The sequence below is a fragment of the Shewanella sp. LZH-2 genome (genome assembly GCF_016859145.1).
In the GTDB taxonomy this organism is placed as follows: Bacteria; Pseudomonadota; Gammaproteobacteria; order Enterobacterales; family Shewanellaceae; genus Shewanella; species Shewanella xiamenensis.
Genome location: NZ_CP069350.1, coordinates 1242101 through 1264210 on the forward strand (window position 1 = coordinate 1242101; position 22110 = coordinate 1264210).

General features: G+C 46.2%; 19 protein-coding genes. 10 read left to right on the forward strand and 9 right to left on the reverse strand.

Annotated elements, in window-relative coordinates; all coding sequences use genetic code 11:
- The first annotated feature begins 28 nt into the window (after positions 1–28).
- The 5 genes from ribBA (at position 29) to JM642_RS05590 (ending at position 3697) form a co-directional block, all read left to right on the forward strand.
- A complete protein-coding gene (gene ribBA / locus JM642_RS05570; RefSeq protein ID WP_069454450.1) occupies positions 29–1132 on the forward strand; it encodes a bifunctional 3,4-dihydroxy-2-butanone-4-phosphate synthase/GTP cyclohydrolase II in 1104 nt (367 codons plus the stop codon).
- A 140-nt stretch (positions 1133–1272) separates the two neighbouring features.
- The gene (gene ribE / locus JM642_RS05575) at positions 1273–1749 is read left to right on the forward strand and encodes a 6,7-dimethyl-8-ribityllumazine synthase (protein ID WP_011073313.1); all 477 of its coding nucleotides are present in this window, start codon (positions 1273–1275) and stop codon (positions 1747–1749) included.
- A gap of 14 nt (positions 1750–1763) precedes the next feature.
- A complete protein-coding gene (gene nusB, locus JM642_RS05580; protein ID WP_011073312.1) occupies positions 1764–2168 on the forward strand; it encodes a transcription antitermination factor NusB in 405 nt (134 codons plus the stop codon).
- A 78-nt stretch (positions 2169–2246) separates the two neighbouring features.
- Positions 2247–3203, forward strand: coding sequence for a thiamine-phosphate kinase (thiL, locus tag JM642_RS05585; protein WP_047534785.1), 957 nt, complete (start codon positions 2247–2249; stop codon positions 3201–3203).
- Entirely contained in the window at positions 3203–3697 is a 495-nt protein-coding gene (locus JM642_RS05590) for a phosphatidylglycerophosphatase A (RefSeq protein WP_069454451.1), read from the forward strand. The genes thiL and JM642_RS05590 overlap by 1 nt, the downstream gene beginning before the upstream one ends.
- Before the next feature lie 116 nt (positions 3698–3813).
- Here the strand turns inward: JM642_RS05590 and recN are convergent, their stop codons facing one another.
- Complete coding sequence (gene recN, locus JM642_RS05595; protein ID WP_037421122.1) at positions 3814–5472, reverse strand: DNA repair protein RecN; 1659 nt, start codon at positions 5470–5472, stop codon at positions 3814–3816.
- A 129-nt stretch (positions 5473–5601) separates the two neighbouring features.
- Entirely contained in the window at positions 5602–6564 is a 963-nt protein-coding gene (locus tag JM642_RS05600) for an AEC family transporter (protein ID WP_037421125.1), read from the reverse strand.
- A gap of 252 nt (positions 6565–6816) precedes the next feature.
- On the opposite strand from JM642_RS05600, the gene lldR reads away from it, so the two are divergent.
- Positions 6817–7716 carry a LysR family transcriptional regulator LldR gene (gene lldR, locus JM642_RS05605; RefSeq protein WP_088586863.1) on the forward strand — a complete coding sequence of 300 codons (900 nt, stop codon included), beginning with the start codon at positions 6817–6819 and terminating at the stop codon, positions 7714–7716.
- A gap of 2 nt (positions 7717–7718) precedes the next feature.
- Here the strand turns inward: lldR and JM642_RS05610 are convergent, their stop codons facing one another.
- The 3 genes from JM642_RS05610 to barA form a co-directional block, all read right to left on the reverse strand.
- Complete coding sequence (locus JM642_RS05610) at positions 7719–7952, reverse strand: DUF3319 domain-containing protein (protein WP_037421131.1); 234 nt, start codon at positions 7950–7952, stop codon at positions 7719–7721.
- A gap of 142 nt (positions 7953–8094) precedes the next feature.
- Complete coding sequence (locus JM642_RS05615) at positions 8095–8694, reverse strand: YjaG family protein (protein ID WP_144344791.1); 600 nt, start codon at positions 8692–8694, stop codon at positions 8095–8097.
- The gene (barA, locus tag JM642_RS05620; RefSeq protein WP_203433101.1) at positions 8669–11476 is read right to left on the reverse strand and encodes a two-component sensor histidine kinase BarA; all 2808 of its coding nucleotides are present in this window, start codon (positions 11474–11476) and stop codon (positions 8669–8671) included. The genes JM642_RS05615 and barA overlap by 26 nt, the downstream gene beginning before the upstream one ends.
- A 101-nt stretch (positions 11477–11577) precedes the next feature.
- Between barA and rlmD the strand changes: the two genes are divergently transcribed.
- Positions 11578–12927, forward strand: a complete 1350-nt coding sequence (gene rlmD, locus JM642_RS05625) for a 23S rRNA (uracil(1939)-C(5))-methyltransferase RlmD (RefSeq protein WP_203433103.1) — start codon at positions 11578–11580, stop codon at positions 12925–12927.
- 189 nt (positions 12928–13116) lie between these two features.
- Entirely contained in the window at positions 13117–15324 is a 2208-nt protein-coding gene (gene relA, locus JM642_RS05630; protein ID WP_144344788.1) for a GTP diphosphokinase, read from the forward strand.
- A gap of 663 nt (positions 15325–15987) precedes the next feature.
- On the opposite strand, the gene JM642_RS05635 is transcribed toward relA, so the two are convergent.
- From JM642_RS05635 to JM642_RS05650, 4 genes are all read right to left on the reverse strand, one after another.
- Entirely contained in the window at positions 15988–16419 is a 432-nt protein-coding gene (locus JM642_RS05635) for a ribonuclease E inhibitor RraB (protein ID WP_229777861.1), read from the reverse strand.
- Between the two features lie 519 nt (positions 16420–16938).
- A complete protein-coding gene (locus tag JM642_RS05640) occupies positions 16939–17112 on the reverse strand; it encodes a hypothetical protein (protein WP_203433105.1) in 174 nt (57 codons plus the stop codon).
- A 215-nt stretch (positions 17113–17327) separates the two neighbouring features.
- On the reverse strand, positions 17328–18305 hold the full coding sequence (locus JM642_RS05645) for a transposase (RefSeq protein ID WP_088586145.1): 978 nt from the start codon (positions 18303–18305) through the stop codon (positions 17328–17330).
- Positions 18306–18363: 58 nt separating this feature from the next.
- Positions 18364–18804, reverse strand: a complete 441-nt coding sequence (locus JM642_RS05650) for a hypothetical protein (RefSeq protein WP_088586868.1) — start codon at positions 18802–18804, stop codon at positions 18364–18366.
- A 568-nt stretch (positions 18805–19372) separates the two neighbouring features.
- Here JM642_RS05650 and mazG point away from each other — a divergent pair.
- Together mazG and JM642_RS05660 are read left to right on the forward strand one after the other, a co-directional pair.
- Entirely contained in the window at positions 19373–20308 is a 936-nt protein-coding gene (gene mazG / locus JM642_RS05655; protein WP_140906926.1) for a nucleoside triphosphate pyrophosphohydrolase, read from the forward strand.
- A gap of 116 nt (positions 20309–20424) precedes the next feature.
- Positions 20425–22065: a CTP synthase gene (locus tag JM642_RS05660; protein ID WP_037421150.1), complete on the forward strand. Its 1641-nt coding sequence runs from the start codon at positions 20425–20427 to the stop codon at positions 22063–22065.
- Positions 22066–22110 lie beyond the last annotated feature (45 nt).

Genomic DNA, 22110 nt, shown 5'->3' on the forward strand with positions numbered 1-22110 from the left:
ACAACAGTAAAATCATAAAGGTCCTACAATGGCGCTGCACAGTATAGAAGAGATCATCGAGGATATTCGTCAAGGCAAAATGGTTATTTTGATGGATGACGAAGACAGAGAGAACGAAGGCGACCTGATTATGGCGGCCGAAATGGTGACGCCAGAAGCGATTAACTTTATGGCGAAATACGGTCGTGGACTCATCTGCCAAACCATGACCAAGGCCCGTTGCCAGCAGCTAAATCTGCCCTTGATGGTGACTAATAACAATGCGCAGTTCTCGACCAACTTTACGGTATCGATTGAAGCTGCCGAAGGCGTAACCACCGGGATTTCGGCCCACGATCGCGCCGTAACGGTAAAAGCGGCCGTGGCTAAAGATGCCAAGGCATCGGATTTAGTCCAGCCTGGGCATATCTTCCCATTAATGGCGCAGGACGGCGGCGTGTTAACCCGCGCTGGCCACACAGAAGCGGGTTGTGATTTAGCCCGTTTAGCGGGGCTTGAGCCGTCGGGCGTGATTGTTGAGATCCTCAATGAAGACGGCACCATGGCCCGCCGTCCTGATTTAGAGATTTTCTCTGAAAAACACGGCGTTAAAATCGGCACTATTGCGGCGCTGATTGAATACCGTAACACCAAAGAAACGACCGTTGTGCGTGAAGCAAAATGCAAACTGCCAACCCGTTTTGGTGAGTTCGATATGGTGACCTTTAGGGATACTATCGACAACCAATTGCACTTTGCCTTAGTGAAGGGCGAGGTGAAACCTGACTGTTTAGTGCGGGTGCATTTACAGAATACGTTTAACGATCTACTCCATTCTGAGCGCGATCAGCAACGCAGCTGGCCGCTCGAAAAAGCGATGGCGCGGATTTCTGCCGAAGGTGGTGTATTGGTGTTGCTTGGCAATCAAGAACATTCCAGTGAAATTCTCGCTAAAGTCAAAGCCTTTGAAGCGGAAGATCAAGGTCAAACGCCTGTATCGGCTAAATGGCAAGGTACGTCGCGCCGCGTCGGTGTGGGTTCACAAATTCTGGCCAGTTTAGGCGTGACCAAAATGCGACTCTTAAGCTCGCCTAAGCGTTACCATTCACTATCAGGCTTTGGCCTAGAAGTGACAGAGTACGTAGCTGAGTAACAGGCTAAGCTTTTAATAGGTTCCACTAAGGTAAAATTCACCATTTCTATCATTTGCATAAGGCCGTGGGCAATTGACTGTGGTATCATGTCGCCACTTTTCGCCCCGAGCCGGGTGCTTTAGCTAAATTAGGTAAGAAAATGAACGTAGTTCAAGGTAATATCGAAGCGAAGAATGCCAAAGTTGCGATTGTAATTTCGCGTTTTAACAGCTTTTTAGTAGAAAGCCTGCTTGAAGGTGCACTTGACACGCTGAAACGTTTTGGCCAAGTCAGTGATGAAAACATCACTGTCGTCCGTGTACCTGGTGCGGTTGAGTTACCGCTGGCTGCACGTCGTGTTGCTGCAAGTGGTAAGTTTGACGGCATTATTGCACTTGGTGCCGTAATCCGTGGTGGTACCCCTCACTTTGATTTTGTTGCAGGCGAATGTAACAAAGGTCTAGCTCAAATTGCATTAGAGTTCGATCTGCCGGTTGCTTTCGGTGTATTGACTACAGATACCATTGAACAAGCTATTGAGCGTTCAGGTACTAAAGCGGGTAACAAGGGCGGCGAAGCTGCGCTAAGCTTGCTTGAAATGGTCAACGTTCTGCAACAGCTTGAACAACAGTTGTAATAGTAGGAAAAATAATGAAGCCTTCTGAGCGCCGCAAGGCCCGCCGTTTAGCCGTTCAAGCCATTTATTCATGGCAACTAAGCGGGAATAATATTGCCGATGTCGAGCATGAGTTTTTAACTGAACAGAGTCTCGATGGTGTAGACGTAGCTTATTTTCGTGAGCTATTTGCAGGCGTAGCAACTAAGAAAACCCAACTGGATGAGTTGATCATTCCACACTTAGATCGCCCCATTGATGAGGTGTCTCCAGTGGAGAAAGCTATAGTCCGCTTAGCGGCCTATGAGCTGACTTTCCGTAAAGATGTGCCATTTAAAGTTGCCATTAACGAGGCGATTGAATTGGCTAAAGCTTTCGGTGCGGATGAAAGCCATAAGTTTGTTAATGGATTACTCGACAAACTGGTTGCACGTAAGTAATAAGGACAAACGGTATCTTAGGATACCGTTTTTCATTGCTAACAAAGGTGGCCGATGTGAGTCGCGCCAAACTGTACAGTGAAAGAATTCCAGCTTATTGAATGTTATTTCAATCACCGCGGCCCAGCACGCCGTGATGTAAAATTGAGTATTGGCGACGATTGCGCCCTTGTGCAGCCCGCCGAAAACAAGTCGATCGCCATTTCCTGCGATACCTTAGTCGAAAATGTTCACTTCTTCCCCGATATTCCACCTCAAGCCTTAGGTTACAAAGCCTTAGCTGTAAATCTTTCTGATTTAGCGGCAATGGGGGCCGAGCCTGCGTGGATGACGCTTGCACTCACTTTGCCAGAGGTTAATGAGACCTGGCTGAGTGGTTTTAGTGAAGGCCTGTTTGAAGCGGCAGAATATTATGGCATCGCCTTAATAGGTGGTGACACAACTCGCGGGCCTAGGGCAATTAATATCACAGTGCACGGGCAAGTCCCTCATGGCAAAGCCTTGACCCGTCATGGCGCTAAGGCCGGTGACTGGATTTATGTAACGGGTACGCTTGGTGATTCTGCGTTAGGGCTGGACTTGATCCGCGGCGTGCAACATGCTCGAGCGGAGCATAAAGAGTTTTTGATTAATCGCCATTATCGACCCACTCCTCGAGTATTGGCTGGGCAATCATTGCGCTCTTTGGCATCCAGTGCCATCGATTTATCCGATGGTTTTATCTCGGATATTGGGCATATCCTCAAGGCATCAAAGGTTGGCGCTGTAGTCGATGTGGGGGCGATTCCTTTGTCGCGCGCGATGCAAGATACCGTGAGCGAAGAACATGCATTAGGCTATGCGCTGACGGGGGGTGAGGATTATGAACTGCTCTTTACCGTGCCTGAGGCACAAAAAGGTGCGTTAGAAACCGCCCTCAGCCATGCTGGTACTAAGTTTGTCCGTGTTGGGCAAATTTGTGCGGGCAGTAAGCTTAAGTTGCAACTTAATGGTGAGCTATTTACGCCACCGTACCACGGTTTTGAGCATTTTTAATGAAGTTGTTATCCGAAGATCAGGCGCTGTCGCGCCTGTCCCTTAAAAATCCTATTCATTTTTTAGCCCTCGGTTTTGGCAGTGGTTTAGCGGCTAAGGCTCCAGGTACTTTTGGTACCTTGGCGGCAGTCCCGCTCTATTTATTATTGGCCCAGTTGCCCTTGAGTTGGTATTTAGCCCTGACCTTAGTGTGCGTACTCGCGGGGATTTATATCTGCGATAAGGCCGCTAAGGACATGGGCGTACATGACCATGGCGCGATTGTATGGGATGAAGTTGCAGGTTTATTGATCACTATGATTGCCGCCCCCGCTGGTATTCTGTGGCTCGCTGTCGGTTTTGTGCTGTTTCGGCTATTCGACATCCTAAAACCTTGGCCGATTCGATGGCTTGATGCCAAAGTTGAAGGTGGTTTTGGCATTATGATAGACGATGTATTAGCAGGATTTTTTGCACTTATTTGTCTGCAAGTAATTGTCTTTATTAGCCAATAATATCTTTAGTTAACCCAAACTAAAGTTCGTTACCCTATAAATGCCAATGCCTTATCTGCTGTAGATAAGGCATTGGTTATAAAGCTTTATTTTCGTTGCGGTGGCTTACTGTATTTTTACTGTAATAGTTCTCGTGCATTGGCGAGAGTGTTAGAAGTAATTGTATCGCCACCAAGAAGTCTGGCTAATTCTTGGATACGTTGCTCCCTATCCAAAGGCATCATAGTGGTTTCTGTACTGCCCGCCTTGTTGAATTTATTCACAAACATATGTTGATGGCCATTACCAGCAACTTGAGGTAAATGGGTTACACAAAGTACTTGAGTCGATTCTCCTAGACTACGCAGCATTCTGCCAACCACAGCAGCGGTCGGGCCTGAAATTCCCACATCCACCTCGTCGAAAATCAGGGTAGGAGTGGCAACCTTTTTTGCAGTAATCACTTGGATGCCTAAACCGATACGCGACAATTCACCGCCAGAGGCTACCCGTGAAATCGGTTGTAAAGGCTGGCCAGGGTTGGTTGTGACCATAAACTCTATATTATCGCTGCCATTTACCGACATAATCTCGGGATTAAAATTCACTTCAATGGTGAACTTACCCTTGGGCATGTTGAGTTCGTGGATAGATTGAGTCACTAACTTATCCAGTTCTTTTGCATAACGGGCGCGGCTCTGGCTCAGTTTTTGTGCGTTCGCTAAATAAGCTGTTTTACTCGCTTCAACTTGGAGTTGGATTTCCTCTAACTTAGTTTCATCATCATCGAGGGTTGTGAGTTCCGCTTTGAGTGCCAAATGATGTTCGGCTAATTTGTCAGGGCTAACATGATGCTTACGGGCCAGTTGCATAGCCTTTGAGAGTCGTTCCTCTAAATAGGCAAAATGCGCGGGATCGAGTTCGAGTTTACTCAGGTAATGCTGTAATTCTCCCGCGCTCTCTTGTACTTGAATGAGGGCCTCATTTAACATAGTACTGACATTGGTTAATGCGGGATCATAGCTTTGCAAATTTTCAGCAAGGCTTACAGCCTTGTTAAGCAGTGACTCAATATTGCTCTCTTCGCCATCAGTGAGTAAATATAGGCTGGCTTGGCAGCTATCCACCAGTTCAGTGCCATTGGCGAGGCGTTTATGCTCTTGCTCAATGTCCTCAAATTCACCGACCTTGAGGTCGAATTCATCTAGCTCTTCAACTTGATATTGCACCAGCTGTTTTCGGGCAATACGTTCATGCTGTGAGGCTTCTAATTGCTTGAGTTCGGCTTCGATTTGTTTGCAGCGTTGATAGCTTGCTGCCACTGTGTCTATCAGTAGTCTGTGATTGGCGTAGCTGTCGAGCAAGGTGAGTTGATGCTCACTCTTTAGCATAGCGTGGTGGGCGTGCTGACCATGGATACCGACCAGCAATTGCCCGAGTAATTTCAGTTGAGTTAACGGCACAGGATTGCCATTAATGTAGGCGCGTGAGCGGCCATCACTGCCAATAGTTCGACGCAGAATACACTCATCATCAAGTTCGAGATCGTTATCTTCGAGCCAACGTTTGGCAAGGGGAACATCGTGTAGTGAAAATCGAGCACTGACTTCGGTTTTACTTGCACCAGGGCGAACGCTGCTGGCATCGGCACGATTACCTAGGCACAAACCTAAGGCGTCGATGGCGATGGATTTACCTGCGCCGGTTTCACCAGTAATGCTGGTCATACCGGGACGAAAATCCAGTTCGAGAAAACGGACGATAGCGAAATTATTGATGCTGAGTTGGCAAAGCATAATGAGTTCCTGTCGAAAAACTTACCAAATCACTGTATTGATAAACAGTATATACTGATTTTATATACAGTAAAGTGGCTTTGGGTAAATATTCGACACATTGCAATAAGCTAGAGTTTAATCGCTTGTTTATGAATAGGTTTTAACAAGTTGTTCTAAAATAGGTAAGCTAAAAAAAGTCACTATAGTGCCAAATAATATCCCCTGCGCACTGGTTGAGGCTTGGGTGTTATAGCGCTGAGCAAGTAAATAGACGCTGGCCGCCGTAGGTAAGGCACTGAGGATTACACCCATCACTAAGTAATCTCCACTAACGCCAACGCTTTTAAGCATGAAGAAAACCAATGCGGGTTGTAGGATTAATTTAAAGAGGTTGATAAGGCTAAGTTCGATAAGATTCGTCAGGCTAAATACCTTGCTATCTTTTTGGTAGCGCATGGCTTTGGCTAATACCATGCCAACGGCAAATAAAGCGCAGGGGCTTGAGGTATTGCCAATTTGTTGGATCATCATCGCTACGCCAGAGGGCAGTGTTATCCCCAATGCCGAAATTGCAATGCCGATAAAGCAGCCGATAACGATGGGATTTTTAACCACAGCTAAACACATGATCACTACGGCGTGGTGTTGTCTGTGGGTATTTGTCGTAAGCTCCAGCGAGACCAAGGCCACGGCAAACATAAGCACGGACAATAAACTGGCTATGGCGGCGGCAACTAGGGCGCTTTGTTGTTCAGGAAATATAATCACCAGCAGCGGAATACCAATAAATGCGGTATTGCCAAAGGTGGCATTTAAGGCGCGCACGGCGGCAATTGCATGCTGTTTAGGATTGAAAAGTAAGGATATACCAACACAAATCAGATAAATCATCAGCATGGCGGCGCTATAGCCTGCAATAAATCCCCATTGCAGAATTTCTTCAATCGGTTGCTGGGCCAGTGCAATCAAGAGAATGGCAGGAAACGCAATATAGTAGACATATTGATTGAGCACTTGGTCGGTTTCTACTGGGAGAAAACGCAGTTTTTGTACAAGTGTGCCGAGCAGCATGATCCCGAAGACGGCAAACAGAGGGGTTAAAATGGTCATATCCCTCACTCATCCTTTTGTGTTTTTGCTTTCCCGCAAGAAGACGTTGTGGGTGCGCTAGCAGGGAATAATACCTAGGGTAATTGACGATAATCGGTGTTAGCGCAGTAAACTTATTGGCAAAATAGCATAGGATTAGCCTTGGAAGCTATTGCGCTATGGTCGTAGAAATGAATAATTCTACGTTTAAAACACAATGAGTTAGTGCCTTATATCTGTGAGCGGCACTCACGCTAAACGATGGGATTGAACATGGCTGATGATGTTGGCGCTGAGCTGCAGTTAATTTATCTGTTTGTGCATTTGGTGAATGCGGGCAGTTTTTCTCAAGCCGCGAAAGTGCTCGATATGCCTATCGCTACTGTGAGCCGTAAGCTGGCCAAGCTTGAAGAAAAGCTCGATAAGCAATTGTTTATGCGAAGTACCCGCAAGCTGCGATTAACCGAGGAAGGTTTAGCGTTATTTCAGCGATATCAGAGTGTGATTGCGCAGTTCGATGAACTCAGTGGCATTGGCAGCGATAAACCTGAAGGCACATTGCGGATAGCTGCGCCAATCTCAATTATTTCAATTATCTTTATTCACGCATTAAACGAGTTTGGCCGTTTATATCCCGATATTCGTTTACACATTTCCCAAAGCAATGAGTTAGTGGATTTAATTGATAAAGGGATTGATGTCGCGATTGTCGGTGGTGCACAGCCTGATTCCTCTTGGGTGTCGAGTACTTTAGGTGAGCTTGATTATCGTTTGTTTGCGACGCCGGAATATTTAGCCCATGCCCCTGAATTGATCCATCCCGATGATCTTGAAAACCATCAGTTGATCAAAGTTTGGCCGCTATTTAATTGGCATTTAAAGCATCCTAATGGCGAGTCTTTCTATTTTAATGGCCCAACAAAACTCACGCTCACGGATCTCCATGGCGCGATTCAGGCGACCTTAGATCATGGTGGTATTCTGTATGGGCCAGAATTATTCGTAAAACAACAGATTAAAGAAGGGCGTTTAAAAGTGCTCTTACCGGAATGGATTGGCGAACAACGTAGAATTTCGATTCTTTATCACCAGCGTAGTCAGCAACCGCTGAAAGTGAAGGTGTTTATCGAGTTTATGCAATCCAAAGCGCCTGAACTTTTTTCAATGGCTTAAGATTAACGTTTACGGGGTTTTAAAGTATTTTGGCTCATGGAGTTTTGCGTTTGCTTAGCATCTTGCAGGCTCGCGCGGGTGGCGGGCACAATCCCAAGCTCACGGTAATAATTCACTAAACGGCGTAATTCAAATAGAGAACCAATACGGTTTTGACCGCCTATGGTGAGTTTCCAGGTATCGGTAAGGCCTTCGCTATTGGTTAAAATAAAACCTTGATAAACAATTTTTTTCATATTGAATGGGTTATAGAGTTAACTCTATTCTCCGGTGATTCAAACCCGTCGCTGATGCTACCTAAGCAGTAAAAATGTTAGGTAACATCGCCGGATTTTCAAGGCAACTGAAGAGATAAACCCTAGACCTTAAACGGGTTTATTACGCGACGCTGATCCCGATATTCGATACACCCGCTTCGATAATCTCTTTGCGTAACCCCTTCACTAATTCGGCAGTGATCTTAGGGTTTTCTTCGATAATTTCCAGCAGGGTATTTTGCAGCGCGCGCTCTTCTTCCATCACTTCATGGGCGAAGACGTAGTCATCTAAGGCATCATCGGTTAACTCTACATCGCTGATAGTCTCGATATAGTTCGCCACAGTGCTTGAGGATAACTTGCTGATATTGGTTATATCTTCCTCAAGGTTGGTTTGAATCGCCCCAAGCAAAGTGGAAAGTGCAACCACGGCATCCATTGCTGGGTATACGCCATAGCTATCAAAATCGACAGGATCTGGGGTGTTATCTTCTAAGCGTTGCAGATGCACATCGATGTTGAATTTCAGCTTATTGTCGTACTGGGATTGCCAAAGAAGCTCGAGCACAGTGCTTAATACCGCAGGATCACCAAACTCACAAACCTCTGAAAACAGTTGATAGTTAGGCAACATTCGTTGGCAAAGGGCAATGGCAAAGAGTTTTTTCTGTGGTAGTTCTAGCGCTTTTAAACGCTTAAAGAAGCCCGTTTTTTTGGTCATCTGTTATTTCCGCTGATAGCTGTGATAGCACTTGTTTTGCCGCCGATTCTACCTTAGTTAGCTCATCAAGTAACTCTAGTATTTCCGGTTCGAGATCTTCGACACGGGCATCACGTTTCAATGCCGATTCAATCTCTTGGCATAATCGCTGTGTGGTAGGCACTCCGCAATAGCAACTGGCGCCATGAAGTTTATGGATAGTGCTGAGCATCGTGGTTTGATCGTTTTGACTCAGTGCCGTCTCTATCGCCGAGACCGTTTGAGGTAACGATTCCAATAACATGCGTAGCATATCTAATGCTAGGTCAGACTTATGGTTAGCTTGGGTTAAGCAAAGATCCCAGTTGAGGGTATGTAAATCAAAGTGAGTGAATTTGGGCCGAGTAATCCAGCGGTTAATCTCTGCTTTAAGTGCGGCTTCATCTATGGGTTTGGGCAAATAACCATCCATGCCACTACCTAAAATTAGCTCACGTTCCTCGGCAATGGCATGGGCGGTCACGGCAATAATCGGCGTATTGCGGTTCATCGACCCTTGGCGAATTTGCTTGGTTGCACTGATGCCATCGGTGCCCGGCATCTGGATATCCATAAAGATAAGATCAAAAGTGCGAGTCTTCGCCTGTTTTACCGCTTCTTCACCGCTATTGACGGCGATAACGGTAGTGACTAGCTCGTTAAGCAGTGTATCAATCAGTTTTAAATTGGCGAAGTTATCGTCCACCGCTAATACGGTAAGCGATTGGCGCGCCGCTGGAACTGTAATACTTGCGAGTGGTAATAGGTCATATTCCATTGGTGGATAGAGCATATTACGCGCCAGTTGGTGCTCGCTTACTGGCAGAGACAATACCACGTCAGCATTGGGGCGAATAAACTGACTTAACATGTCTTGCTCTTGGCAGTCGAATAGCACGACTAAACAATCTGTTTTTGTCTTGGCTAGATTTAACGTACTCACCAATTGATTGGGATTGCTAAATCCATGGCAACTTAATAACACATAATCAAACGGATGCTCAGTCGTTGATAGGGTTGTCTGCAAACTAGGAATATGTTGATGATGAGTGACCTTAGTATCCCACTGTGTTAGTTGGCGACTAATCACTGAATGGGTGAGCACTCTGGGCTCATAAAAGAGCACGGTTTTATCTTTCAGTTTTTCAAGCGGTAGTGAATCACCAATTTGGAATTGACCAAGGCCCAAAGGCAGCGTAAACCAGAAGTTCGAGCCTTTATCCACTGACGAGGTAAAGCCAATTTGCCCGCCCATTTGGTTGACGAGGCGTTTGGTGATGACTAATCCAAGCCCTGTTCCGCCAAAGCGGCGGGAAATCGAGGAGTCCGCTTGACCAAAGGCTTGGAACAGGAAGTCTTGCTGACTTTCATCAATCCCAATCCCGGTATCGATAACATCACAGCGCAGTACCACTTGTTCATCGGTCTGCGCTTGTAATTCTAATTTAACCAGTACGCTGCCTGAGTCGGTAAACTTGATAGCATTGCCCACTAAGTTATTGATAATTTGGCACACACGCATGGCATCGCCATTAACGTTGTCGGGGACGTTGGGCGCAATATCGACGACCAATTCCAGCCCTTTGGCCTGCGCACTGCCGGAGATTAAAGTGATTGTCTCACCTAGGGTTTCCCTTAAACCAAATGGCATGTTTTCTAACACCATTTTACCGGCTTCAAGTTTCGAGAAGTCGAGGATATCGTTGATAATCGCCAGTAGGTTAGTCGCGCTGCGCTCAATGGTATTAATGTAATCGACTTGGCTTGAGTGCAATGGGGTTTTAACGAGTTGGCGCGCAAAACCAATCACACCATTAAGCGGTGTTCGCAGTTCATGGGACATATTCGCCAAAAACTCTGACTTAATGCGGCTAGCTTCTAACGCGCGTTTTTTGGCTAAATCGAGCTCGACGTTTTGGATCTCAATTTGTTCTAAGGTTTCCCGCAGATCCGATGTCGCCTGATCGATATTTTGCTGCATCTCATCGTGGTATTCCGATAACGATCCTGCCATGGCATTAATGCCGCGTTTTAGCAGATCCAGCTCGCCGATAAGATTGCCTTCGAGCCGCGCATCCAGTTTACCCTCACGGATTTTGGCGACCACCCGCACCATTTCGGTAATCGGCTGGGTGACGTTTTTAACCAGACGAAAGGTAAACAACAGGTTCAATTGCACCCCAATCAACACGATAATAAAGGCGGCCACGGCGGCTCTGTGTTGCTCTAGCAAGGCGCGTTCTTTATTGATAATGACCGAAATATAGCCGAGTAACTCGCCATTATCGGTTTGGATATCAAAATTTGCAGGCTCGCCACCCGTAGGCTGAGCGGTGGCAAAGATCGGTGTGCGTAGAATAAGGCTGTCGCCTACATGTTCAATTTCGGTTTTGTGAAGATTGGTTAGCGCCTCTTTGTAGCGCATGATCTCGAAATCTTTATGGTAGTGCGATGTAACAAAGAGTTGATTATGGATATCAAAAATCGCAATCGATTTAACCAGCGTGGATTTATTGAGTTGGGCTGCGGCAAGGAGTCTTTTCGTTGCTTCCCTATCATTACCGACCAGTCCCACTTCGCTGGCAATCGCTAAAGGCTCGATAATATTACTGCCCTGTTCAATCAGCGTATCTTCGAGTTCATAGAAGCGATTTATGGTAAAGTAGCTGCCCAGCAGAATACCGACTAAGATCGTCGGCGCAAGCGCAAGCACCAGAACCCAGGAACGTAAGCTGTATTTGGTCATGTTGTTGACAGGGTTCATAGCCGCAGCGCAGTTTCCTAAGTTCTAGGGACGATATAATTTTATAAGACTGCCAGAAAAAGGGCGGTCTTGACCAGTTTTTTATTGATTTAGAGGCCGAAATGGCACAATTTTTTAAAGCAAAACCAAATAGTTCCAAGCAATTGTCCGCGAAGCAATCCTTTAGCGTGCAACAGCTCGATCACCTTGGGGCAGGTATAGCACAACATCAGGGAAAAGTCGTATTTATCCCCGGCGCTTTGCCCAGTGAAATCGTGCAGGCGCAGCTGACCGAACAAAAGAAAAACTATGCCCGAGCCAAGCTGATTAAAGTCGAGACGCCAAGCGCTGAGCGAGTCACGCCGCTATGTCCACACTACCAAAGCTGTGGTGGCTGTGATTTGCAGCATATGTCATTAACGGGGCAGCGTGAGCATAAGTCGGCGGCCTTGATTGATATTATGGCCAAATTTGCCGGCGCCGAAGGCAACTCAGTGCCCGCATTGACGGGCGAAGGTTGGCACTATCGCCGCCGCGCCCGACTTGCAACGTTATTTGATAAAAATACCAAGCAGTTAAGCCTTGGGTTTCGTGCATCGAGCAGCAACCAAGTGGTGCCTATTGATAGCTGTTTAGTCTTGGCGAAGCCCTTAGCGGATTTAATCGCCCCGTTTGCTAAGTTACTTAATCAACTTGCGGCCAAATCGAGTCTTGGGCACTTAGAATTGATTGACGCCGACAATGGTCATTTTGCGGTAATTCGAATCACTAAATCCTTAAACGATAAGGACATGGTAAAGCTTGCGCAGTTTGCCGAGCAGCATCAAATCCATATTTGTTTGCAAGACAACGACGGTGAGTTCCATGGGGTGAATGGCTCGCTGTTATTGCCCGTCTATCAGCTGCTCGATGATAAAGCCGATGCAACGCCTGTGAGCTTAACCTTTACCCCTGGCAACTTTGTGCAAGTCAATGCGCAAATTAACAAGGCCATGGTGGCGCAGGCGTTAGACTGGTTAGCACCGCAGCCGGGTGAGCGTATTCTCGATCTCTTCTGCGGTATGGGGAACTTCAGTTTGCCTTTAGCTAAACTGGGCGCCGAAGTGATTGGGGTTGAAGGGGTACCAGAAATGGTCAGCCAAGCCCGTGAAAACGCGGCGGCAAATGGCTTAAGCAATTTAACCTTTTACCATGGCGACTTAAGTGCCGATTTATCCTGCGAGCCTTGGATGGGCAAGATTGATAAATTGCTACTCGATCCTGCGCGCGCGGGTGCATTTGAGAGTTTGCAATGGCTTAAGAAGATGAAGCCCCGCCGAGTGGTGTATGTGTCTTGTAATCCGGCGAGCTTAGCCCGCGACAGTGCGGTGTTACTCGAGCGTGGCTACAAGTTACAAAAGTTAGGCTTAATCGATATGTTCCCGCAGACACATCATATCGAAGCCATGGCGTTGTTTGAGCTTGCAAAATAAGGCTTGTATGTCGGGCAAGGTTTTCTCATTTGCCCGCGTTATTCGAGTGTAAAGTAAGCAAAGCGTTTGAATAACGTAAAAAATGTGAAGTTTCGTCTCGTTGGGTTTGACAAGTCCGTGCCAATGCTGAAGATAGGAGTGCCGAGGTGGTGCCACTTTTCTCTGAGCACGAATAAGGAAATAAATTAGATGGTCTCTGTTCGCGAAGCGCACTTTAATGATCCCGATTTTCATCTTGAAGAGTGGGTGGCTCGCTATGTTAGTCATGTCGAGGAGGCGCAAACCTTACTCGCCCTGATTGAGCAGGTCGATGCTTTACCCGCTAAGAGTCCTGCCGCGAAAAGAGAACTGCTTGAACGTGCCCGCGAGATGATTGAAATCCTCGCGCCGCTGAATATGGACATTGAGACGCTGCAAGCGGCCATCCTGTTTGTGGTGTTTGATGCCGGTTTATTAGACGAAGAAGCGATCAAAGAAAAGTTTGGTGAGCCGCTGGCGCGGTTAGTCGCCAGCGTGGTGACCATGGATGCCATTGGCGCGTTAAAAATCAATCCCAATAGCCGCTCAACCGAGCCGCAAATCGACAATATCCGCCGCATGTTGCTGGCGATGGTCGAAGACGTGCGCGCCGTGGTGATAAAACTGGCCGAGCGTGTTTGTTTGCTGCGCGCCGTGAAAAATGCCGACGAAGAAACCCGCGTCTTGCTGGCCCGCGAAATTGCCGATATCTATGCGCCGCTCGCTAACCGTTTGGGGATTGGTCAGTTAAAGTGGGAATTAGAAGATATTTCCTTCCGTTATCTGCATCCAGATACCTACAAGGACATTGCCAAACAGCTTGATGGTAAACGGTTAGACCGCGAAGTCTATATCGAAAAATTTGTTGAACAGTTGCAGCAGCGCCTCGATGAGGATCATATCCGCGCTAAGGTGTATGGTCGTCCAAAACATATCTACAGCATCTGGCGCAAGATGAAGGGCAAACACCTCAAGTTTGATGAGTTGTTTGACGTGCGCGCCGTGCGGATTGTCACAGAGCGTTTGCAGGACTGTTATGGCGCCTTAGGCGTAGTGCACACTCTTTGGCATCATATTCCACGCGAGTTCGACGACTACGTGGCCAACCCTAAACCTAACGGTTATCAATCCATCCATACGGTTGTGGTGGGGCCTGAGGGTAAAACCGTTGAAATTCAAATTCGTACCCAAGATATGCATGAAGATGCAGAGCTTGGGGTTGCCGCGCACTGGAAATACAAAGAGGGTAATCACTCCGGTAAGCAAAGCGGTTACGAAGAAAAAATCAATTGGCTGCGTAAAATTCTGCAATGGCAGGAAGACGTGGTCGAAAGCGGCAACTTGGTCGAAGAAGTCCGCAGCCAAGTGTTTGAAGACCGAGTCTATGTGTTTACCCCAAGCGGTGAAGTGGTCGATTTACCACTCGGCTCAACCGTGCTCGACTTTGCCTACTATATTCACTCGCAGGTCGGCCATAAGTGCATCGGCGCTAAGGTTGATGGCCGCATTGTGCCGTTTACCTATCAGGTTGAAACGGGTGAGCGCATTGAGATCATCACCTCGAAACACCCCAATCCTAAGCGCGATTGGCTTAATCCAAACTTAGGTTATATCCGCACATCGCGGGCGCGCTCGAAAATTCAGCATTGGTTTAAGCAGCAAGACCGCGATAAAAACATTATCGCCGGTAAAGAAATGCTCGAAGCCGAGCTGGCGCGAGTCAGCCTTAAAATCAAAGATGCCGCCATCGCCGTTGAGCGTTTTAATATGGCGAGTATGGACGATTTGCTTGCGGCAATTGGCGGCGGTGATGTGCGGTTACATCAAGTCGTTAACCATATCCAAAGTAAGTTGCGCCTCGATGAGGCTAGCGAAGAAGATGCGGTAGAAGAATTAGTTAAGAAGAGCCAACCTAAATCTGGCACCAACAGCCGTGGGCAGGTGGAAGTGAATGGCGTGGGTAACTTACTCAGCCATATCGCCCGTTGCTGCCAGCCCGTGCCTGGGGATGAGATTTTAGGCTTTATCACCAAAGGGCGTGGTATTTCGGTGCATCGCTCCGACTGTGAGCAGGTGAAAGAGTTAATGCGCGTTCATCCAGAACGTGGCGTCGATGTGGTTTGGGGCGAGAACTATTCAGGTGGTTATCGCATGCGCCTGCGCGTCTTGGCCCATGATCGCAGCGGATTATTGCGGGATCTCACCTCAGTACTTGCCGCCGAAAAATCCAATGTGCTCGCCATGAGCTCGTCATCGGATATTAAGAATCAGACGGCAGCCATCGAGCTGGAATTAGAGCTATACAACCTCGATGGCTTATCGCGGGTGTTATCTAAGCTCTCCCAAGTCGATAGCGTGATAGAAGCGCGCAGATTGTAATTCTCGACTCCAATGGTTATCGGTTGTAAAAGGCGGTAGGGCATAAAGCACTACCGCTTTTTTGTATTTGGGAGTTTGTAGGGTAAAAGCGTTAAAATAGGAGTGCTAATACCTATACGGCTAAATCACTTATTTGGTCAATTGAAAGCTGCGGAAGATTGATGGATGAGCCATGGCACTTGCTCCCCGACGCGCAGCAAGTCCGTCCTTGGATGCTCGACCGCCCCGTCCATGGGGCGGACGGTCGTCTCGCTAATCTCCATGGCTCACCTTTTTAGTATTGGCGTAATCTGTCGGTTTGAAAGAAGGTACTTGTCTCGTTTTGGGACAAAAGCTTGCTAGATTATTCCCCCTTCTTAGCCTGATTTGGATTAGCTCTTCTAATAGCAATGCTTCGTTTGGCAACAAACCAACCAACACTCAATATCTCCAGTCTAAATACGGATAACAGGGGCATGGTAGGGATTTTAGCGGCTCGCGTGAATCAGTCTGGTGTAGAGTGATTCATGAGCTCACTTTGGGATATAAATGAGTTATCTCAATAACTCTAACTCGTTAAATTCGGATTAAAATATCTATGGATTTATCTTTTGCAAAATAGTAAGAGCCGCAACGAGGCCAAGTGAGCTATAGCAGACGGTTGGGCAACTTATATTAGATGCACTATTGCTTCATAGGTCCAACATCCATTCCATCGTAGCTATCCAAAGCATACTTATTTGCAAAGATGTATAGTTCATCGTTTCTTTTATCTAGTGTCTTAGGTGAATGAATTTCAACCTTTTCTACATGTAACCAATAGATATCTGGCTCATTAGGATCATCTTTATCAGACAAGTATATATCTACGTATTTATATCCTTGTTTTATTAATTCTTCGGCTGCTTGCTCTAATTTCTGTGGCTCGTGATGTGTAAAGAAATACCCCCAGAGCATGGGGCCAGATATATTCCATGATGTTTCATTTTTTATGTTCTGGAACATTTCGTTTAAGGAATCAAGTGTTATTTTTTTCCCAGGGATATCTCTCATATCTGCCCCATATGCATATGAATTGGCAATTATCAAACCTAGTAGGAATGTTCTAATATTCATTTTTCTTCTAACATTTTATCTGTGCGCATGCGCGATAATGGTTAACGTTGTTGGACCAACACAGTTAACTATCTGTATTGTAATGAACTTATCAGCTTCCGATTAAATATACCATCTGGGAAAACGCGAATGCACGTTTTCAAAACCAATTAACTAATCCATATCTCTAGTAATTATTTGATTTTAAATATTATTTTTCAATAAGACAAGCTAATGGGCGAAGGCGCGTAATGGGGGGAATGCTCATGAACCAGACTAGGCAAGTTTGATTCACTGTAACGATTTTTAAAATCTCTCATGGGCAGGTCATACTTTTTGGTATTCATTACTTTATGTATCTCAAACTATCAGACTAAGCAAGAGCTAGCCTTCTAGCCGTAGCAAGCTTTGGGGCATATCCTCTTCATTAAAACCTAATATCAGACTCAAAATAGCACTTTGAGCTTGGCTACTTTATTATTAGCGTTTTATTGCCCTTATTACGGCCTTAGTTGTGACTCAGCTTGAGTGTATTCCTGTTTACGCATCCTGCACCTGTGTCGACTCTCTTTCTTGAAAGGATATCTGCATGACTTCCCATACCACGCCTTCTACTACTGAGCTTTCAGCAACAGAGCTATCAACCAAAGAACCCTCTTCAAAAGTGCCATCACCAAATAAGCTTCCCGCAACCAAATAGATCGAGCCACCCATTTTGAATCAACAACATAATGCACTTTCCGTTTACCTACAACTTGTAAAAGTTAATATTGTTCAAAAAAGAACCATCAAAAGTCACAGGGATAGCATCTGAGGTAATAAATTGAGCTAATTCCTTCAAAAATAGTGTATTTCAGACGAGGTAAGTCATCCCATAGTGCTTGGGAAGTTTTAGGCAATGATTGTTGTCGAAGGGATATAAGCAGTTGTCAGTCACTGTAAAAGTGCTGGCAGCTTGCGACAAAGTGCCGTCGTCGCTTTTCTAAGTGTTCGCAGTAATGAGTCAGTTCTTGTAATGTGCCTACTGGACCATGAAATAGCTTACCAAACTCGGTAGTCAATTTGAGCCAATTGTCATGGGGGATATTTAATCTGGTCAGTAACTTACCACTATTTTCACTAATGCTTCCACGTTTATCATTGCGAATGATTCGGCCTGTATCTTCCACCAATTGAAGGTAATCGGTTAAGGAAAACGCAATGCCATTGGGTTGGTTGTCACACTCGTTACCAATAAACGGTAATAGATTACTCGGCTGCTCACCTTTTAATGCGGCCCGAATACGTAGTTGGATACTGGTATGGTCGGATTGTTCTAGTGTATCAGCAAGTTGCGCTCGAATCGGATTCAAATCAACATAGGTCATACAGGCTAATACCGCAGCTTCATCGAGTAGGGCTTGCGATTTAAATCGCCCCTCCCAGAAACGACCTGTACAGTTATCCTCTTGATTTGCTTGCCTTGCTATTGGTTCGTTAAGGCAGCGCATAAACCATGAGATATCACACAAACGACTACGATAAAGGGCGATTGAGTGCTTTAATCGGTTGACCTGATGGGCTTCGACTAACTCACCTTTAGCGAATTTTTGCGTTAACTCATCGCCTTTAAACAACTTATGCCACTGCTCAAGCACTTCGCGGTCAGTCCAACGATTTGCCGTCTCGATATCGACTCGCAACACCAGATGCAGATGATTAGACATCACGGCAAAGGCTGCGATATCAATAGCAAAAACAGCTTCAAGTTCAAACATTAGCGATTCTACCCAACCTCGACGATGGTCATAATTTTTACCCGAGTAACTGTCATCACCACATAAAAATGCCCGCCGCACCACGCGGCTACAGCAATGGTAATAGGGCGTGTCTTCAAGACTTATCTGAGTTCTGCGAGGGCGCGGCATATAAACCTCCTTGTTCAATGCTTAACCAAAGCATAGTCGGAGGTTAGCTACCTCGCTATTAAGGTTGGGTGTCCATGTTTTGTTCCCCAGATAGATAATATGAGCCACCAAATTGCTCGAATGAATAGCGACCATGAGAAAAGTACTTCGAGTATTTCTTTAGTAATGGGATAAGTGGAGTTCCTGTTGATGTGAGAAAATTCGTCTCAACCGCGCTCTGGGTTTCTGGCTTTAACTGCGTAAAGATTGCGTACAAGTCGTGACCTCGAACGGCTGACTCAGTATTTACAGCCTTCAGGAGTCCGTCGGGCGTGACTTCTGAAAATTTAACTAAGCCCTCTGATGCTTTTAGGCTTAGCTCACAACTGAAGGCGTAATTTACTATCAGCGGGTACACGTAACGTTCAAGTTCAGCGGTGTCATCATTCCAAATGTGCTCTGCAGCATTAAAAAATTGTTCAGCTGCCATCCATATATGACCATTTGGCTTTGTTCTCATGCAGATGCCTCCGATGCATCACGTCTTAGTATTTATACGCTGTGCTGTTTGCTGCACATAAATCGCTTGCTGGACTTGGCCGCTGCCACATCCATGTCAATTGGTACAAATGATGCTATAGGGATTTGCTTTTTTGCGATAGAAGTTTTTTATACGGTTTGATGGGTAATTACTTGATATCATTTTAGCTTTCTTATTGTGTTATGCTAACGATTGATTAATTATTGACTTTAAATCACTGCATTTAGAATAACACTCGTACCATATTTTTTCATTGGTTAGGAGGTGATAAAGGATCAGGCTAAAACTCTGTAGCATTACTTAAATTGGGTCAATGTTCTTCTGTTGGAGTTAGCTAGATGCCAATTTGCCAACGCACAATGGGGCATATCCTCTTCATTAAAACCTAATACCAGACTCAAAATAGCACTTTGAGCTTGGCTACTTTATCATTGGCGCTTTATTGCCATGATTACTGTGTTAGTTGCGACGCGACTCTGCTTGAGTGTATTCCTTTGTGCTCATTCTGCGTATTAGTCTGTGTCGACTCTTTTGAAAGGATATCTGCATGACTTCCCATACCACGCCTTCTACTACTGAGCTTTCAGCAACAGAGCTATCCACAAAAGAACTCTCTTCAAAAGTGCCATCACCAAACAAGCTTCCCGCAGCAGTTTCAGCAACCGATGTTGCGCCGTTACTGAAGATTATGGAGAAGCTACGCGATCCGCAAACGGGTTGTCCTTGGGATAAGGCGCAGACCTTTCAAACCATAGTGCCTTTTACCCTCGAAGAGGCCTATGAGGTGGCCGATACGATTGAACGTTTAGCCTTAGATGAATTACCTGATGAGCTGGGGGATTTATTATTCCAAGTGGTATTTTATTGCCAGCTAGGTAAAGAGCAGGGCAGGTTCGATTTCAGCACTGTCGTCAATAAAATCACCGACAAACTCACCCGCCGTCATCCCCATGTGTTTGGCGAAGCCACGTTTGAGGCCGATGCTAGTAGTCAGCAAATGAAGGCCAATTGGGAAGCAATCAAAGCCAGCGAGCGTGAGCAAAAGGCATTAGCGGCTGGGGTGACGTCACCAAGCGAGGTTTCTGTGCTGGATGATATTCCGCGCGCACAGCCAGCGTTATCCCGTTCTATCAAAATTCAACAGCGGGTCGCGCGCGTTGGGTTCGATTGGCCTGAGCTTGAGCCAGTTGTGGCAAAAATCCATGAGGAAATTGAGGAAGTGCTGGCGGAGGTGAACCAGCCAACGCTCGACCAAGCCAAAGTTCAGGCCGAAATGGGTGACTTATTATTTGCAGTGGTGAATTTGGCGCGTCATTTAAAGGTGGACCCAGAACAAGCGCTGCGCCAAGCCAATGTTAAATTTGAACGCCGTTTTAAAGGTGTTGAGGCATTTGCAAGGCAAAATAATAAAGCATTAGAAGAACATAGCTTAGAAGAGTTAGATGCCTACTGGGATAAGGTTAAACAGGGCGAGCCAAGATAAAGGGCAAATTATCCGGATTGGTGTTTGTCGAATGGCAACACCTTTGGTATACTACTGCCCCGTCCTAGTGCTTTCTTACAAGCACGTATTTTCAAACTCATTTTCTCAGGTTCAGCATGACTACAAGGTATATCTTCGTTACTGGTGGTGTGGTTTCATCACTAGGTAAAGGCATTGCAGCCGCTTCATTAGCCGCAATTTTAGAGGCCCGTGGTCTCAATGTAACCATCATGAAACTGGACCCATACATTAACGTTGATCCAGGTACCATGAGCCCAACGCAACATGGTGAAGTGTTTGTGACTGAGGACGGCGCAGAAACAGACCTCGACCTAGGCCACTATGAGCGTTTCATCCGCACTAAGATGAATCGTCGCAACAACTTCACCACAGGCCGTATTTACGAAGAAGTATTACGTAAAGAACGTCGAGGTGACTATTTAGGCGCGACAATTCAGGTGATCCCGCACATCACTAACGCGATCAAAGAAAAAGTATTAGCTGGTGGCGAAGGTCACGATGTGGCTATCGTTGAAATCGGCGGTACTGTGGGTGATATCGAATCACTGCCATTCCTTGAGTCTATTCGCCAATTAGGCGTTGAACTGGGCCGGGATCGTACCCTGTTTATGCATTTAACCTTAGTGCCATTCTTAGGCGCTGCGGGCGAAGTGAAAACGAAACCGACTCAACACTCTGTAAAAGAGTTGCGTTCTATCGGTATTGCACCAGACGTATTGATCTGCCGTGGCGACCGTGCGATTCCTGCCAACGAGCGTGCGAAGATTTCGCTATTCTGTAACGTTGAAGAACGTGCAGTTATTTCATTAAAAGACGTCGACAGCATCTACAAGATCCCAGCGCTGCTGCGCTCACAGGGCTTAGATGACTTAGTCGTTAAGCGTTTTGGCTTAGAATGCCGCGAAGCTGACTTGTCTGAGTGGGAAAACGTCATTTACCAAGAAGCCAATCCAAACGGCGAAGTCGTGATTGGTATGGTGGGTAAATACATCGAACTGCCAGACGCCTATAAATCAGTCAACGAAGCGTTAAAACACGCAGGTCTGAAAAATCGCGTATCAGTTACCATCAAGTATATCGACTCACAAACCGTTGAAGCCAAAGGCGATGAAGTCTTACAAGGTTTAGACGGTATCTTAGTCCCAGGGGGCTTCGGTGAGCGCGGTGTGGAAGGTAAGATTCAGGCGGCTAAATTTGCCCGTGAAAACAACCTGCCATACTTCGGTATCTGTTTAGGTATGCAAGTGGCACTGATTGAATTTGCCCGTAACGTTGCAGGCATGGCCGATGCTCACTCAACCGAATTCAATAAAGCAACGCCATTCCCAGTGGTTGGCTTAATCACTGAATGGGTTGACGAAGAAGGTAATGTTGAACAACGCCATGAAGCCTCTGATTTAGGTGGCACTATGCGTTTAGGTGCGCAGTTATGTCACCTGTTGGAAGGCTCAAAAGCGGCGCAAGCGTACAAAGGTAACACTTGTGTTGAGCGTCACCGTCACCGTTACGAAGTGAACAACAAGTACAGAGAACGTTTAGAACAAGCGGGTCTGGTATTTAGTGGTTTATCTTCTGACCGTAAACTGGTTGAGATGATTGAGCTCAAAGATCATCCTTGGTTTGTAGCGGGTCAATTCCACCCAGAATTTACTTCGACCCCACGCGATGGTCATCCATTGTTCGAAGGTTTCGTTGCTGCCGCGAGTGCACATCAAAAACGTGATCTGAAGAAATAAATTTTAAGGCCGGACCCGCGACAGTGGGCCCGGCCTTTTGTTACA

Coding starts and splice junctions, on each gene's coding strand:
- recN (WP_037421122.1), bottom strand. CDS start 5,472: ATGCTTTGCCAACTCAGCATCAATAATTTCGCTATCGTCCGTTTTCTC.
- ribE (WP_011073313.1), top strand. CDS start 1,273: ATGAACGTAGTTCAAGGTAATATCGAAGCGAAGAATGCCAAAGTTGCG.
- ribBA (WP_069454450.1), top strand. CDS start 29: ATGGCGCTGCACAGTATAGAAGAGATCATCGAGGATATTCGTCAAGGC.
- JM642_RS05640 (WP_203433105.1), bottom strand. CDS start 17,112: ATGGGTGGCTCGATCTATTTGGTTGCGGGAAGCTTATTTGGTGATGGC.
- JM642_RS05635 (WP_229777861.1), bottom strand. CDS start 16,419: ATGAATATTAGAACATTCCTACTAGGTTTGATAATTGCCAATTCATAT.
- JM642_RS05610 (WP_037421131.1), bottom strand. CDS start 7,952: ATGAAAAAAATTGTTTATCAAGGTTTTATTTTAACCAATAGCGAAGGC.
- JM642_RS05645 (WP_088586145.1), bottom strand. CDS start 18,305: ATGCCGCGCCCTCGCAGAACTCAGATAAGTCTTGAAGACACGCCCTAT.
- barA (WP_203433101.1), bottom strand. CDS start 11,476: ATGAACCCTGTCAACAACATGACCAAATACAGCTTACGTTCCTGGGTT.
- JM642_RS05615 (WP_144344791.1), bottom strand. CDS start 8,694: ATGACCAAAAAAACGGGCTTCTTTAAGCGTTTAAAAGCGCTAGAACTA.
- JM642_RS05660 (WP_037421150.1), top strand. CDS start 20,425: ATGACTACAAGGTATATCTTCGTTACTGGTGGTGTGGTTTCATCACTA.
- relA (WP_144344788.1), top strand. CDS start 13,117: ATGGTCTCTGTTCGCGAAGCGCACTTTAATGATCCCGATTTTCATCTT.
- mazG (WP_140906926.1), top strand. CDS start 19,373: ATGACTTCCCATACCACGCCTTCTACTACTGAGCTTTCAGCAACAGAG.
- nusB (WP_011073312.1), top strand. CDS start 1,764: ATGAAGCCTTCTGAGCGCCGCAAGGCCCGCCGTTTAGCCGTTCAAGCC.
- lldR (WP_088586863.1), top strand. CDS start 6,817: ATGGCTGATGATGTTGGCGCTGAGCTGCAGTTAATTTATCTGTTTGTG.
- JM642_RS05600 (WP_037421125.1), bottom strand. CDS start 6,564: ATGACCATTTTAACCCCTCTGTTTGCCGTCTTCGGGATCATGCTGCTC.
- JM642_RS05590 (WP_069454451.1), top strand. CDS start 3,203: ATGAAGTTGTTATCCGAAGATCAGGCGCTGTCGCGCCTGTCCCTTAAA.
- JM642_RS05650 (WP_088586868.1), bottom strand. CDS start 18,804: ATGAGAACAAAGCCAAATGGTCATATATGGATGGCAGCTGAACAATTT.
- rlmD (WP_203433103.1), top strand. CDS start 11,578: ATGGCACAATTTTTTAAAGCAAAACCAAATAGTTCCAAGCAATTGTCC.